This is a genomic window from Hyalangium sp. (genome assembly GCF_035629615.1).
Classification (GTDB): domain Bacteria; phylum Myxococcota; class Myxococcia; order Myxococcales; family Myxococcaceae; genus Hyalangium.
This window is the reverse complement of sequence record NZ_DASPHO010000362.1, coordinates 1-14,773: the sequence shown is the minus strand read 5'-3', so window position 1 is coordinate 14,773 and position 14,773 is coordinate 1. Positions and strand designations below refer to the sequence as shown.

General features: G+C 68.6%; 9 protein-coding genes. All 9 read right to left on the bottom strand.

The genetic code is table 11. The features are described 5' to 3' along the window. Positions 1-2,961: POTRA domain-containing protein (locus tag VD972_RS18610; RefSeq protein WP_324988827.1), on the bottom strand; the 2,961-nt coding region annotated here is incomplete at its 3' end. Positions 2,962-3,011: 50 nt separating this feature from the next. Beyond that, on the bottom strand, positions 3,012-6,881 hold the full coding sequence (locus tag VD972_RS18605) for a translocation/assembly module TamB domain-containing protein (protein WP_324988825.1): 3,870 nt from the start codon (positions 6,879-6,881) through the stop codon (positions 3,012-3,014). Positions 6,882-6,928: 47 nt separating this feature from the next. Next, positions 6,929-7,870, bottom strand: a complete 942-nt coding sequence (locus VD972_RS18600; RefSeq protein WP_324988824.1) for an ExeA family protein — start codon at positions 7,868-7,870, stop codon at positions 6,929-6,931. 18 nt (positions 7,871-7,888) lie between these two features. Continuing rightward, positions 7,889-10,957: a tetratricopeptide repeat protein gene (locus VD972_RS18595; protein ID WP_324988822.1), complete on the bottom strand. Its 3,069-nt coding sequence runs from the start codon at positions 10,955-10,957 to the stop codon at positions 7,889-7,891. A gap of 190 nt (positions 10,958-11,147) precedes the next feature. Continuing rightward, positions 11,148-12,533 (bottom strand): acetyl-CoA carboxylase biotin carboxylase subunit, encoded by a 1,386-nt coding sequence (gene accC, locus VD972_RS18590; RefSeq protein WP_324988820.1) that lies wholly within the window; start codon positions 12,531-12,533, stop codon positions 11,148-11,150. A 52-nt stretch (positions 12,534-12,585) separates the two neighbouring features. Further along, positions 12,586-13,167, bottom strand: a complete 582-nt coding sequence (accB, locus tag VD972_RS18585) for an acetyl-CoA carboxylase biotin carboxyl carrier protein (RefSeq protein WP_324988818.1) — start codon at positions 13,165-13,167, stop codon at positions 12,586-12,588. Between the two features lie 30 nt (positions 13,168-13,197). Then, positions 13,198-13,776: an elongation factor P gene (efp, locus tag VD972_RS18580; RefSeq protein ID WP_324988817.1), complete on the bottom strand. Its 579-nt coding sequence runs from the start codon at positions 13,774-13,776 to the stop codon at positions 13,198-13,200. Positions 13,777-13,849: 73 nt separating this feature from the next. Then, positions 13,850-14,212 (bottom strand): hypothetical protein, encoded by a 363-nt coding sequence (locus VD972_RS18575; protein ID WP_324988815.1) that lies wholly within the window; start codon positions 14,210-14,212, stop codon positions 13,850-13,852. 34 nt (positions 14,213-14,246) lie between these two features. Next, positions 14,247-14,773 (bottom strand): hypothetical protein (locus tag VD972_RS18570; RefSeq protein ID WP_324988813.1); only part of this gene is annotated, 527 nt, incomplete at its 5' end.

Genomic DNA, 14,773 nt, shown 5'->3' with positions numbered 1-14,773 from the left:
GTTGAAGCCCACGTCAAAGGCCAACGGCCCCACCGGCGTCACGTAGCGCAGCCCCACGCCCGCCGTGTAGCGCAGCACCGTGGGATCGAAGTTCGTCCGCTCAGCCCACAGGTTGCCGGCCTCGAAGAAGAAGCCCAGGTCCAGCGAGCTGAAGGCCGGCAGGCGCAGCTCCGCCTTCCCCAGGGTGAACAGCTCGCCGCCCTGACTGAGGGGCGCCTGCCCCGCAAGCACCGCCACCAGCTCGGACGGACAGCCCAGCGGATTGACGACGGAGCGGCAGTCCAGCAGCTGCTGGCGTACCTCCGCGCGCTGGTCCTCGGGCAACACCCCATCCTCTCGGAAGCCGCGCAGGCTCGAGGAGCCGCCCAGGTAGAAGAGCTTGGAGCCGATGGACTGCGCGTTGTCGGCCAGTGGGACGATCGTCCCGGCCCGGGCCGACAGCGCGAAGCTGGCGCGGCGGCCCAGCGGGGCATACACGCTCACACTGCCGGACAGCTTCAGCTCGTGGATGGGGAAGTCCTCGGCCCTGTTGCCCAGCGCGTCCGTGGGCGCCACGCTGAGGTCCCGGGTGTACTCCGCGCTGGTGGCGAGCAGAAGGCCCTTGCGCGGATGGGTGGGATCATCCCGGAAGTCGAGCGTGGAGGATGCTCGGAGCGAGTACAGGGTGAAGACACCGTACGGAAAGCGCAGCCGCTCCAGGTCCGCCCGGCTCAGCACGTTCAGCACGCCGCCGCGCGAGCGCAGCCGGTTGTGCTCCAGCTCGCCTTGCACCGACAGGTTGAGCCACCGTGCCGCCGGCCAGTCCAGGCCGGCCACCGTCGCGAACCGCGTGGAGAGATAGGAGGGCCTGTGGATGCGCTCGCCGATGAGGTCCAGCCGCGCGCCCGTGTCCCGTGGCAGGAGGAAGAAGTTGAGGCGCGGCTGGCTCAGCGCCACGCTGCCGCGCCCGCCCAGCCCATCCCAGCCCTGGAGGGAGCTGTCCTGGATGCCGTCGAACCGCCCGGAGAACGCCTCCTGGCTCCAGCCCACGTAGTTCACCTTGGCACGGGCCAGCAGGTTGAGCCCGCGTCCGTCCACGTTCGGGAAGGCCGTGTCCACCGTGACGCGCGGACCGTCCACCAGGAAGTACCCGCCGGACACCTCACCGTCGATGCGCGGCCGCTCCTGCACCGTCACCAGGATGTCCTTGATCTCCTCTCGGCGGTTTGGCTCGCGCAGCTGCAGCTCCACCTGACGGAAGATGTTGAGCCGCGCCAGCCGGCGCCGGCCCTCCGCCAGCTTCTCCAGATCCAGCGTCGTGCCCACCTCCAGGTCGAGGTGCGAGCGCAGCGTTCGCTCGTCCGTGCGGGTCAGCCCCTGGACGATGATGCGGCCCACTCGCACCTGCGGGCCCGGCTCCACGTGCAGGTGGACCTTCACGTACCGCGGATCCTCTCCTCCTGGCAGCGCCTTCACCTCCACACGAGCGAACAGGTATCCCTGCTTCGCGACCGCCCGCTCGAGGTTCTGGCGCGCGCGCTCCACCGCCTCCTCGCTGAGCGAGTCCCCCTCGCTCAGCCCCAGCCCCGCGATGCTCGTCCCCGGCGGCTCTCCGTCTACCTTCACCTCGTCGACCCGCGTCTCCAAGCCCTCCTCCACCTGGAACTCCGCCACGGCCGTGCGCCCGTTCACATCCAGCTCCAGCCGGTGGAAGCGCACCTGCGCATTGGGGAAGCCGCGCTCGCGATAGGCCTCCGTCAGCACCTCCGCGGCCTCCAGGTACGCCTCCTCCACGAAGACGGTGTGGGGATCCGGTGCTAGCGGAACGGAGCGAGGCCCCTGCCCGCCACGCCCGTCGAGCTGCAGCGGATCGTCCCGCAACGGCAGCGTCAGCTCGGGCACCGGATCGGTGTTGCGGATGCGCTCGGCGAGCACCTCGCGCAGCACGCCGCTGGGCAGCGCCCGGTTTCCCTGGAAGCGCACCTCCGTCACAGTGAGGGGCCGCCCCTCCTCGATCTCGAAGACGAGCACGGCCTCCGCATGGTCCGGCCTGCGCACCTCGCGCGGGGTGACTCGCACGTCGTGGAAGCCCCGGTAGCGGTAGAAGGTCGCCACCCGCCGCGCCAGGTTCCACATCACCCCAGGATCCAGCGACTCCGTGCCGTCATAGGCCAGGACGCGGTCCAGGAGCGTGCCCGGGAAGTGGTGGTTGCCGTGGAAGTGGAGGGTGTAGCGAGGGCCGGCGGAGACGGGCAGGGCCACCGTCGCGAGGCCTGCCTCCAACGTCACCGAGGGGTTCCCCACCCGCGCGCGGAAGTAGCGCTGCTCGCGCAGGAAGCTCCGCAGTTGCTCCAGGCCCGCTTGGAGCCGCGCCTGATCGAACACCATGCCCGGCTTCAAGCCCAGCGCCTCCAGCAGCTGAGACAGCGGCAGGCCGGGACTGCCCGCGAGCGTGACGCGCTCCAGCCGGGTGGGCTGGCCCTCGTCCAGCGTGAACACCAGCACCACCCCGCCCGTCGCCGGCTCCTGGGACACCGCCACCCGCGCCTGATCATACCCCTTGCGGCTGTACGCCTCCTCGATGGCGGCGCGGGCCGTGTCGACACTGTCCGGATCCAGCGGGGCGTACTCCGGCAGACCGCTGGCCTCGCGGATCTCCTCGTCGGACAGGGCGACGTTACCCTCGATGACGAGCCTTACGAGCTGCTGCACCGGCGTGAGCTGGAACACCAGCCGCACGCCGCCGGGCACCTCCACCGCGCGGACCTCCACGTTCGTGAAGCGGCCGGTGTTCCACAGGCCCTCCACGCTCCGGCGCACCGCCAGCGGCGAGAGCACCTGCCCACGGCGGATCGTCACCAGCTCCGCCAGCCCCTGCGTGTCCGAGCCTGGCGGAAGGACGAGCTCCACCGCCATGACGTCGGGGGCCACCTGCTCCCCTGGCTCTGCGAGCTCCTCGCCCGCCGGAGGTGGCGCCTGCATGGCGGGACGCGCCAGGACTGCGCCTGCCCACAGCAGGCACACGGAGAGCGCTACTCGACCTCCCAGCTCAATTTGAGCTCGAGTCCGAGGTTGCCGAACGCGGCTTCGCTGTTCTCGTTGTCCCACTGGGCCTGTGCGGAGAGGCGGTTGTCGAAGCGGTACTCGGCCCGGGCGCGTGTCCCACGCCCGCTGACTGGCTGCGTCATGCCGATCTTAAGCTGATCGCTCAGGATCTTCGACTCCAGTTGTGCGGTCGGCTCCGCCTGCCTGGTCGCATCGTTGTACGTGGTCGAGATCTGGAAGGACAGATCTCGGAGGACGGGGTTGCTCGGCAGGAAGCGCTTCACCTGCCTATCCAACCCCGACACGTTGAAGAGGGCCTCGGCGGCCAGGCCCGCACTGGCCGAGGCCGCCGTCTCCTTGTCCGTGCTCGTCACACCCAGGGTGAGGAGGGAGACCACATCTCCCTCGGCCAGGGCGGGCTCGGAGGAGAAGACCACTTGCGGGTCCGCAGGGCGCCCGAAGGCGTGCACCTTCACGGTGTACTCGCGCACCTGCGTCTGCCCGCGCACGTCGAACACGAGATCGATCCCGTAGCGGTCCCGGAGCTCGACCTGGCCCTGGCTGATGACGAACTGGTTGTTGCGGAAGAAGGCCTGGCTCTCCTCGTCCGTCTCCACGCGGCCGAGCAACCCCGGGCGCATATTGGTGCCCGTCAGCCGCAGGTCGCCCAGCAGCCGGGCACGGGCCAGGTTGTTGTCCACCCGCACATCCTTGAGGTGGACACGCACATCATAGGTGAGGAACTCCCGCGGCCTGTCCGACGTCGTCGGCAGCACCGCGCCGGTGCGCCGTCCCAGGTTCTTCAGCATGGAGTCCAGCTCCAGGCCCTTCTGGTAGCGCAGCCGGAGGATGTCGATGTCGCCCGCAAGCAGCAGGGCGTCCGGGTTCCCCGTGAGCTGCAGCCCGCCCGAGACGGTGACAGGAAGATCATCCGAGTAGCGGTACGTCACGTCCTCCAGCTCGGCCACCAAGGTCATCTTGTCCGGCTGGAACTGCTTGAGGGCGAGCTCGCCGCTGGCGGTGACGCGCCCCTCGTTGAGCAGGCCCCGGAAGCCCTTCAGCAGCACGCCCTGCTCGGTGAAGGTGACCAGGCCGGACACGGCGCGCAGCGTGATGGGCCGGCCGCGCGCGGACAGCCGGAGCTCGGAGACAGAGGCCTCACCCACCAGGGAGGGCTTGTCCAGGCTGCCAGTGGCCTGCCCCTGGAACTCCACCCGCCCGCCCGTGCGCTCCACCTCGGGAAGCACCGTCTCCAGCAGGCGCATGTCCAGGCCGCCGCTCACGTTGAGATCCAGGGTGCGAAGCCCCATCCAGCCAGAGCCGGAGAGCTCCAGGTCCGGCCCACGGAAGGTGAAGGGCTCCACGCTCAGCTTCCCGCCCGCGTAGCTCAGGGTGATGGGCCCCTCGTTCACGCCACGCAAGCTGCCGCGCGCCAGGGCCAGCTGGTCCACGAGCGCGGTCGCCTGCGCACCCTCCATGTTGCGGATGTTGCCCTGCACGCTGAGGATGCCGGTCAGCGAGCCGGACATGCCCTGCGTCAGGGCGCTCTGGGGCAGCAGCGGGCGGATCTCCGGCAGCGACAGGACCACGGACAGCTCGTAGGGGAACGGCTCCCGCACCTTCATCTTCAGGTCACCGTTGGCATCCCGGAAGAGCGGCCCGGAGATCACCAGATCCCGGCCCGTCATCTCGCCCACCAGGTGCATCGCGCCGAGATCGCGGTCCGCGAAGGTGATGCGGGGGCCCTTCAGCTCCCCCTTGACGATGGGCAGGTTGGAGTTGCCGCTGACCGTGCCGTCCAGCGTGAGCGTGCCCTGCATGCCCATGCGCGCGGCGAGCTCCGGCCCCACCGCCTCCGCCAAGGAGAGGTCCTCGCCCCCGAAGCGGTAGTCCAGCCCGCCCGCGAAGGTGAAGGTCCCCTCCGCCCAGCTCTTGCCGAGTGGCCCCACCAGCGTGGTGCGCTCCAGCACCATCGCCTTGCCATCCACGAAGCGCAGCCGCGAGGAGCCCTCTCCCATGCGGCGCCCATAGTAGGTGGTGTTCTTGAAGTCGAACGCCGCCAGCCCCTCGAAGCGATCCACGGGGCTGTCGATCTCCACCCGCCCGGAGGCCAGGCCCGCGATCGTCCCCTGCATGACGGCGATGTTCGGGTGGAGCCCAGCGATGATGTCCAGCAGGTCCTCCGTGCGCCCCTGTGGCACGTTGACCTCGGCCTTCGCGTGGAGCGACTTGCCGAAGGTGAGCGCGGCCTTGCCGAAGTACTGGGTGCGGCCCTTCTGCCCGGACATCGCCGGGAAGGACAGCACCAGATCCTCGAACGTCGCCTTGCCCTGCACCACGCCCAGCCCAAAGCCCCAGAAGGTGAAGTCCCGCAGCGAGAGGTTCGAGTCCACTTTCACGTCCGCGTACGGCCCCACCACGGTGAGGCTCGCCGTGCCGCGGCCCTCCCACGGCAGGCCGGCGATGGCGCCATAGTCGGAGAGCTCCAGCTCGCCGTCCGCGCGCACCTCCAGCCCGCGCGTGGGCTCATAGAAGAGCGTGACATCCGAGTTCATCTTCGAGCGGCCCGACTCCACCTGTGCTCCGATGGTCACCCGGTCCGCGAGGATCTTCAGCTGCGCCTGCACCCGGCCCCGCTCGAAGGCCAGCAGTGTGAGCCCCTTCTGCTCGGGCGCATCGAAGGCGCGGGTGGCCAACACAAAGCGGCCGGTGCGCAGCTCCGCCGTGCCCGAGAGCTGCGGCCGCGGCAGGATCGTCCCGGAGAGGTGTCCCGTGGTCGTCGCCGGGAAGTCCACCCAGGAGCCCTTCACCCCCGCCTGCGCGAGGATCCGTCCAAAGGACGCATCATGCGTCTCCACGTCCAGATCCACGGGGAGGCCCGGGGTGAGCCGGACCGTGCCGCTCACCTCGGCGCGCCCGTTGCCCACGGGCACCGTCAGCTTCTCCACCAGCACCCGCTCGCCCTGGTAGTGCAGCTGCGCTGTGAGCGAGGTGGGGCCGTAGCGCTCATAGGCGAGGCCGTTCGCCGTCACCTCGACGGACACGCTCGGCGCCAGGGGGCGGCCCGTCACCGTGAGGCGCGTCCACACGTGCCCCGAGGCGGACCGCTCCAACAGCCCCGCCTGAGAGAGCGTCCGCAGCGGGAAGAACACCTGCGCGTCCAGCGCGAGCAGCGGCTGGCACAGCGACTCCACCCGTCCCGAGACGCTCACGGTGGCATCGTCCAGCGCCACCTCCGCGCGGTTGAGCTCCAGCGACTGCTCGTCCACGTCCAGGCCGCCGCTCAGCACCAGCCGCCCCAGCAGCAGCTCGCCGCCTCCAGGCCCCAACCCCACCACACCGCGCCGGGCCTCCACGTCGAACTCGGCGATGCCCCAGCGCTCCTTCCATCCCACGTCCAGCTCCGACACCTCCACGCGCCGTCCGCCAGGCAGCACCACCCGCACCTGCGCTCCTGTGAGCGCCAGCCGGGAGATCCTCAGCCGCTCCAGCGGCGCCAGCACGCACGGAGCCGGCTCACCCGGCTTCTCCTTCGAGGGCTTGGACAGATCCACCACCACGCGAGGCCGCTGCACGCGCACCAGATCCAGGGCCAGCTTGCCGGAGAAGGGCCGCGTCAGCCCGAGCTGGACCTCGGCCAGATCCGCGGCCAGCAGCGGCGTGTCCGTGCCGGGCGTGAAGAGGGCGAGTCCGCGGATGATGACCTTCTGTCCGAGCGGATCCAGCTCGCACTGGCCGATGCCCACCTCCAGCCCGATCAGATCCGGCAGGTTCCGCCGCGCGAGCGTGCAGGCCGTCTCCCAGGCCACGGACGTACGTAGAGCGGCAATGGCCCCCACGATGAGGAGGGCAATCACGAGTAGCGCCCGTCGCGCGCCCTGACGGCTCTGAGTGGCCAACGCCGCTACAGCTTACCGAGCCCCTCGAGGTAGCGGTCGATCTCCGCCAGATCGATCTTCGCGCTGGCTGGTCGGCTGCTGGGCTCAGGAGCAGGCTTCGCCGGAGCCCCCGGCGCCGGGGGCGGTGCCGAGCCCACCAGGCCCAGGTTGTCCGCTACCCGACGGATGAGCTCCTCGCTGATGGTCTCCTGGCGGGCCAGGAACGCCTCGAAGAGGGCGTTGTCGCACAGGGTATTGATGACGCGCGGGGTGCCGCCGGAGGCCTTGTGGATGGCCAGCAGCGCCTCGGGCGAGAAAGGCAGCCGGGGCGAGCCAGCCAGCCGCAGGCGGTGCTTGACGTAGGCCTCTGTGGACTCGGCGGTGAACGGCTCGAGCTTGTAACGGAAGGCCACACGCTGGGCGAGCGGCGGATCCAGCTTGAGGTTCTTCTCGATGTCCGGCAGCCCGAAGAAGACGAAGGAGATGAGCTTGCGCTCCGGAACCTCCAGGTTCAGCAGGCCACGGAACTCCTCCATCAGCTCGCGCGTCTCCAGCATCTGGGCCTCGTCGATGAGGACGACGGCCTTCTTGCCGGACTCGTAGATCTGCAGGAGGCGCTGGTAGAGCTGGGACAGGAGCGCGAGCTTCTCCTGGGCCGGGTTCTCCACGCCCAGCTGCAGCGCGATGCGGCGCAGCAGCCAGTTGGCGGTGATGCCCGAGTGGATGATGACGAGCAGCGCCGCCTCGTACTCGGACTCGGGGAGCGAGTCGAGCATCCGCCGCGCCAGCGTCGTCTTCCCCGCGCCGATGTCCCCCACGAGGATGGACAGGCCCTTCATGTAGCCCACGGCGTGCATCAGCCGCGTCAGGGCCTGGGAGTGCTGGGTGGAGTTGTAATAGAACCGGCTGACCGGGGCGTTGGAGAAGGGCTCGGTCGTGAGCTCGAAAAAGTCGAGGTAGGTCGTCATGGGCTCGCCGGACGTAGACTACACGTAGCCTACCTTGCGGGCCTTCGGGGCGCCCGCGGAAGCTGCGGCTGCCGCTGGAGGAGGCTTCGGAGCTGCAATGGGGTCAGGCTCGGGCTTCACCGACGCGGACAGCCGCTCCACCTGGGAGGAGACGTCGCGGTACTTCGGGTCCAGCTTCGCTACCCGCTGGTAGTGGTAGAGCGCCTTGCCCTCCTCGCCCATGGCCTCGTAGGCCAGCGCCAGCTCAAACCCGAGCGCCTTGGCCGCCTCGTCCTTGGCGTGCTCGCTGGCGAGCCCCTCCTTGAAGGCCTTCACCGCCTCCGCGTGCTCGCCGCGCAGGCCGTGCAGCATCCCGATCATCGTGATGCAGTCCAGCTCGCGCTTGGTGCCCACGCACCCCTTGCGCGCGACGGCGAACTCGCCCAGCGCATCGTCGCTGAGGCCCATCTCCTTGTAGGCGATACCCAGATCGTAGTGCGTGTCCACGTCCTCGGGCTTGACGACCTTCTCCAGCCCCTTCTTGAACTCGGCGAAGACCTCTTCGACCGAGTACTGGAAGTCGTCTTCGGACGAGCTCGGGGCGGGCGAGGTGTCGGCCAGCCCATCGATCTCCCCGGCCAGCTCCGCCGCCAGATCGAACGCGTCGCGCTCCGCGGGCGCATCCACCGGCTCCACGGTGGGCACCTGCATCATCCCGGTCTCGGTCTCCTCCGTCGTCGGAGTGGTCCCGTTCCCGGACTCGAGGGCCTCCAGCCGCGCCATCAGCTCGGCGGCGCGCGGGTGATCCGGGAAGGCGATCACCACGTTCTCGAGGATCTCCCGCGCCTCTTCGGTCAGCCCCTGATCGAGGAAGAAGCTCGCCTCGTCGCACTCCTCGGAGGCCGGCTCCTCCTCGCTGGAGATCGCCTCCGTGGATTGGGTGTGGACGTCGTCGCTCTCCTCCACCCCCAGCACGGCGCTGACGACGGTGGCGTCCTCGGCTTCGTATGCGGGGTGGCCCGAGGAGGTGAGCTCGGAATCGAAGCCCGCGCTCGCCACCGGGCTCATGGCCACCCGCGTCGGCATCTCCTCGTCGTCGCCCAGCGCGTGCCGCGAGTCCGTCGAGCTGGCGGTCTGGAGCAGCTGCGCCGAGGGCATCGCCGGACGCGTGGGCGGCGGATCGTCCTCGTCCCCGAGCGCCAGGCCCTCTCCCTCGTCGACGATGGGCTCGTCTCCCATGGAGATGCCGGGCTCGTCCACGAGGTACTCGGCGGACGTCGCGTCCACGAACGACATCTCCTCGTCCGCGGAGCCCGCGACGAGCGGCTCGTCCATGATGTTGGTGTTCGTCGTCTCGTCGGCGACCACCAGCGACTCGTCGTCCCCGACATCCAGCGACGTGGCTTCGTCGGAGGTATAGATGTCGCTCTCGCCGGAGACGATCGCCTCGCCCACCAGCTCCTCGTCGCCGAGCACCGTCTCCGCGGAGCCCTCCTCGACGATCTCATCAGACTCGGACGAGCCGATCGCGGCCAGCGCCAGATCATCCCCTGGAGGCCGCGCGAGCGCGTCCTCGGGCGCCTCGGCGACGACGATCTCCTCGTCGTTCGACTCCACGAGGATGGCGTCCTCTTCCAGGGACTCCACCTGCGCGGCCACCGGCGCCCCGGCCTGCTCCACGCGCAGCACGGCGAGGAACGCGGGCACCTCGGGGTGGTTGGGGCTCTGCTGGAGGATGGCGGCCAGGTAAGGCTGGGCGCGCTGCGAGTCCGAGCGACGGGTGCACAGCCGCAGCACGTTGAGCAGCTGCTCGCCGGCCTGCACCGTGTTCCCGGCGGAGACGTAGATGTTGTAGGCCTTCTCGTGCGCGTCGAGGTTCTCGGGATCGACGGCGAAGATCTTCCGCAGGTGCTCGAGCGCTTTGTCGTGGAGGCCGTACTTGACGTAGACGTCGGTCTCCGTGAGCAGCTTGGAGAGCTGCTCGCGCGTCAGCGGCCCCACGGGCGCGGGGGTCATCGTGGCCGGAGGAGCGGTACGGGGAGCCGGCGCGGGCGCAGGAGCCGGCGCGGGGGCCGCACGGGGAGTCGGTGCAGGCGCGGGTGCGGGCGCGGCACGGGGGGCAGGCGCGGGTGCGGGAGCCGGCGCGGGGGCCGCACGGGGAGCCGGCGCAGGCGCGGGGGCGGTACGAGGAGCAGGCCCTCGGACAGGAGCCGCGGGGGCGGCGGGAGCGTTGCGCGCGAGCAGCTCCGGATCCTGTGGATCAACCTCGGCGATCTTGTCCCAGACGCCGTTGGCCTCCTGGGCGCGGCCAGTGTCCTGGTAGACCTTGGCCAGCTCCTTGTAGACGGAGACCGTCTTCGAGGTCTGCCCCAGCCCCTGGAACGCCTGGGCCAGCAGGTTCAGCGTCTCGACGTCACGCCCGTCCGCCTTGAAGGCCACCTGGAGCTTGGCGAGGGCGCGCTTCTGATCACCCTTGTCCAGGTACAGCTTGGCCAGATCCTTGGCCAGCGCGATGTTCTCAGGCTCCAGGGCGGACAGGCGCTCGGCCACGCGCAGGTAGTCATCCGTGCGGGCGTTCTTCTTGAGGTAGTCAGCGGCGCGCTTGAACTCCGCCACCGCCTCCTTCGTCAGGCCCTCCTTCGAGTACAGCTCGCCCAGCTTGATCTTCGACGCCACGTTCTCGGGGTCGAGGTCGACCATCCGCTTGAGCGTGTCGAGCAGCTGCCGGGTATCGCCGGCCTTGTCGTAGTGGTTGGCGACGATCTGGAAGTACGCCATCGCCTCGGACATCAGCCCGAGCTGCTGGTGGAGCTCCGCCAGCTTCAGGTTCACGTCCAGCAGGTTCGGGTTGAGCTTGAGGACCTGCTTGTAGAGCGCGACGGCCTTCAGGAAGAAGCCATCCGTGGAGTAGCTCTCGGCGACCTTGGTGAAGTAGTGCGCGGCCTGGGGGTTGTCGTTCTTCTTGACGTACAGCTCCCCCATCTTCTGGAGGACGCGAATATCCTTGGGATCGGCCTCCAGGACCTTCTGGTACTCCTTGATGGCCTTGTCGTAGGCGCCCTTCGCGACGAGCTTCGCGGCGGCTTCGATGATCTTGTTCTTGTCCATCGAGCGGGGCTTCCGACCGGTCTAACCCCTTGGAACTTCTTGGGGTTTCCTGCGTCCTTCAAGGATCCAGCGAGGGAACCCCGAGGCTAACGGAAGAGGCTCTCGTGGGTCAAGAAATCGCCGGGCCATCCCCGAGGCGGATCAGGGGGTTGCGTGACCGGTGGCCGGGCGGGCAGCCTCAGGGCGCCTCTCAGGGCGTCTCTTCAATGGCCTTCTTCAGACGGCGGCTGCCCGTCTCGCTGGCCAGCAGGCGTTCGACGAAGCGGGTGTCGTACTGGCCTTCCTGGAAGGCCTCTTCCGCCAGAGCTGCCCGGTGGAACGGGATGTTGGTCCGGATCCCCTCCACCACGTACTCCCCCAGGGCCCGCTGCATGCGCCGGATGGCCGTGGGCCGATCCTCCGCGTGGACGATCAGCTTCGCCAGCAGGCTGTCGTAGTGTGGCAGCACCGTGTAGTTCTCATACGCAGCAGAGTCTACACGCACTCCATACCCGCCCGGGACGCTGTAGCCGGTGATCTTCCCCGGCCAGGGGGCGAAGGTGACGGGATCCTCGGCGTTCACGCGGCACTCGATGGCGGCGCCGCGCATCCGGATGTCCTCCTGCTTGAAGCGCAGGGGGTGGCCGTAGGCCATGCGGATCTGCTCGCTCACCAGATCGATGCCCGTGACGAGCTCCGTCACCGGGTGCTCCACCTGGATGCGGGTGTTCATCTCCATGAAGTAGAACTGGCCGTGCTCGTCCAGCAGGTACTCGATGGTGCCCACGTTGTTGTAGCGCAGCCGCTGCATCGCCTCGACGGAGATGCGCCCCATCTTCTCGCGCAGCTCCGGCGTGAGCGCCGGTGAGGGGCTCTCCTCGATGAGCTTCTGGTGCCGCCGCTGCACGGAGCACTCGCGCTCGCCCAGGTGGATGATGTTGCCGTGCTCATCCGCGACGATCTGGATCTCGATGTGGCGCGGCTTCTCGACGTACCGCTCGATGTAGAGATCGCCGTTGTTGAAGCTGGCCACCGCCTCCGCCCCCGCGGTGGCGAACGCCTGGGTGAGCGCGCCCGGCTCGCGGACGATCTTCATCCCCTTGCCGCCCCCTCCCGCCGCCGCCTTGATGATGACCGGGAAGCCGATCTCCCGGGCAATGGCCTCGGCCTCCTTCGGATCCCGGACGACTCCGGTGCTGCCTGGCAGCAGCGGCAGGCCCGCCTCGCGCGCCGCCTGCTTGGCCCGCACCTTGTTGCCCATCAGCCGCAGCATCTCCGGTCGCGGGCCAATGAAGCGGATCTTGCAGTTCTCACACACCTCGGCGAACTCGGCGTTCTCCGAGAGGAAGCCGTAGCCGGGATGGATGGCATCTGCCCGGGTGATCTCCGCCGCGGACAGCAGCTGGGGCACGTTGAGGTAGCTCTCCTTGGACGACGGAGGGCCGATGCACACCGCCTCGTCAGCGAAGCGCACGTGCAGCCCGTTGGCATCCGCCGTGGAGTGCACCGCCACCGTCGCGATGCCCAGCTCGCGGCAGGCGCGGATGACCCGCAGGGCAATCTCCCCGCGGTTGGCAATCAGCACCTTCTTGAACACGCCAGGTCTCCTCGCAGCCGCCGGGGCCGGCTCGTGGCCGGCCTCGAGCGGACTATGCCGGCTCGATGCGGAAGAGGGCCTGGCCGAACTCCACCGGCTGCCCGTTCTCCACCAGGACCTCGACCACACGCCCTGCCTGCTCGGCCTCGATCTCGTTCATCAGCTTCATGGCCTCGACGATGCAGAGCACCTGACCCTTCTTCACCACCGAGCCTACCTCCACGAAGGGCGGCTGGTCCGGAGCAGGCGTCCGGTAGAACGTCCCCACGAACGGGCTGGTGAGCACGTGGCCGGGCTTCTCCGCCGCCTTGGCCAGAGCGGAGGCAGCAGAGGCCTGCGCGGGGGCCGAGACGCGCGAGGGAGCAGGCGTCGAGTACTCCACCGGCGGCACCGGGCTCACCGACGGGCTCACGGGAGCCGCGTGGTGAACGATGGTGGGCGCCGGCCCATGGCCGCGGCGGATGTAGAGCCGCTCATCACCCCGCTGCCACACCAGCCGCGTCACATCCGAGGCCTCGAGCAGCTCCACGATCTGCCGGAGCGCCTCCACGTCCAGGGACGTCGCCCCCGGGTCGCGGCCGCTGGCCGGCGTGGGCTCACCTTCTGCCCGCGTTGCCTTGCGCTTCGTCGCCATACTCCCCTCCCGCCTGGGCTGCTGCCCGGACTAGCCCCCGGTGGCCACGCGCGTGAGGTACTTCCCGTCGCGCGTATCGATCTTCAGGACATCCCCCTCGTTGATGAAGAGCGGGACGTTGACCGTGTAGCCCGTCTCCAGCGTCGCGGGCTTCAGCGCGCCAGACACGGTGTCGCCGCGCACACCCGGATCGCACTTGATGACCTTCAGATCCACCGAGTTGGGCAGCGTCACGCCAATGGCCTTCCCGTTGTAGAAGAGCACCGAGACGTTGATGTTCTCCTTCAGGAAGTTCTTCGCCTCTCCGAGCACCTTCTCGCTGAGGAAGGTCTGCTCGTAGTTGCGAGTGTCCATGAAGTAGTAGTCCTCGCCCTGGAGATACAGGTACTGCATCTCCTTGTCCTCGATGTCCGGCTTGCCCACCTTCTCGCCCGACTTGAGCGTGGGCTGGAGCACACGGCCCGTCAGCAGGCTGCGGATGGTGGTCCGCACGAACGCGGAGCCCTTGCCCGGCTTGACGTGCTGGAACTCGACGATCTCGAACGGCTCCCCGTCGATCTCGATCTTGAGTCCCTTGCGGAAATCGGAGGTATCAATGACACCGGCCATGGAACAGCTCCTTCGGACTGCTGAAAAAGTCCGGGGTGTCTAGCCGATGGAACTCCCCTTTGGAAGGGGGAAACTAGAGCTCGGCGCGGACCTTCGGCGCGGTGACCCGCAGCACGTATCGGCCCTTACCGTAGTTGCCCTCGGCGCGGAGGGCCAGCACCAGGAAGTACTCCGGGGACACCAGACGGATGATCGTCAACACCTTCTCGCTGTTGACGCTCAGCTCCGTCACGGCCCCCGTCTTCAGCACGTCCGCGGCGTTCTTCAGCTGGGTGAGCAGGTTGGCATACTCCACCCAGGCCCCGTTGAGCTCGAGCTCCCCCGCCTCGTCCTTCTGGTAGGTCTCCACGGAGATGCCGTCGAAGCCCATCACGCTGCAGGCGAGGGCCCCGTCGACCTGATTGACCACCGACTCCAAGTGTGCGCGGAAGGACATGGCGGGGTGCGCTTAAGCAAAGAAGACGGGACCGTCAACCACCCTGTACCGGAATACAGCCGAAGGTATTGTAGAAGGCGTCCTGGCCAGGGTAGCCGCACGGGGCCCCCTCCGTATCGGCATAAGTGGGCACCTGGTCGTCCGGACACCTGGCTGCGCGACTGATGCTGATGGGGTACGTCACCTCGTTCGTCTCCGCGCCCTTGCCCGAGGGCAGCTTCCCCTTGACCTTCAGGGTGACGAACAGCGTCATCTCGTCCGGGTAGGTCGGCACCGCGGTCTCCAGCTTCTTGCGCGCCTCGGTCCCGATCAGATCCATCTCGAGCCAGGACTCTTCTGGATCCGCACCCGCCGGCACCACGAAGTAGATCGGGAGGCTCTCATCGGTGAAGCTGATCTTCGGGCCCACCGAGTCGTAGCTGATGAGGATCTCTTCGGCGTAGAAGCCGGCAGGGGTCAGCACATCATCGTCCGTGGAGAGCGGAGAGTAGAGCTGGAAGCCGATCCTGTACGACTTGCCGGCGTTGAAGTTCAGCGAGCCTCGGGTGAGGGCTACGTCCT

Bases quoted from the DNA above. Each gene is read 5' to 3' on its own strand.
- VD972_RS18600 (WP_324988824.1), bottom strand. From the start codon at position 7,870: ATGACGACCTACCTCGACTTTTTCGAGCTCACGACCGAGCCCTTCTCC.
- VD972_RS18595 (WP_324988822.1), bottom strand. From the start codon at position 10,957: ATGGACAAGAACAAGATCATCGAAGCCGCCGCGAAGCTCGTCGCGAAG.
- accB (WP_324988818.1), bottom strand. From the start codon at position 13,167: ATGGCGACGAAGCGCAAGGCAACGCGGGCAGAAGGTGAGCCCACGCCG.
- efp (WP_324988817.1), bottom strand. From the start codon at position 13,776: ATGGCCGGTGTCATTGATACCTCCGATTTCCGCAAGGGACTCAAGATC.
- VD972_RS18575 (WP_324988815.1), bottom strand. From the start codon at position 14,212: ATGTCCTTCCGCGCACACTTGGAGTCGGTGGTCAATCAGGTCGACGGG.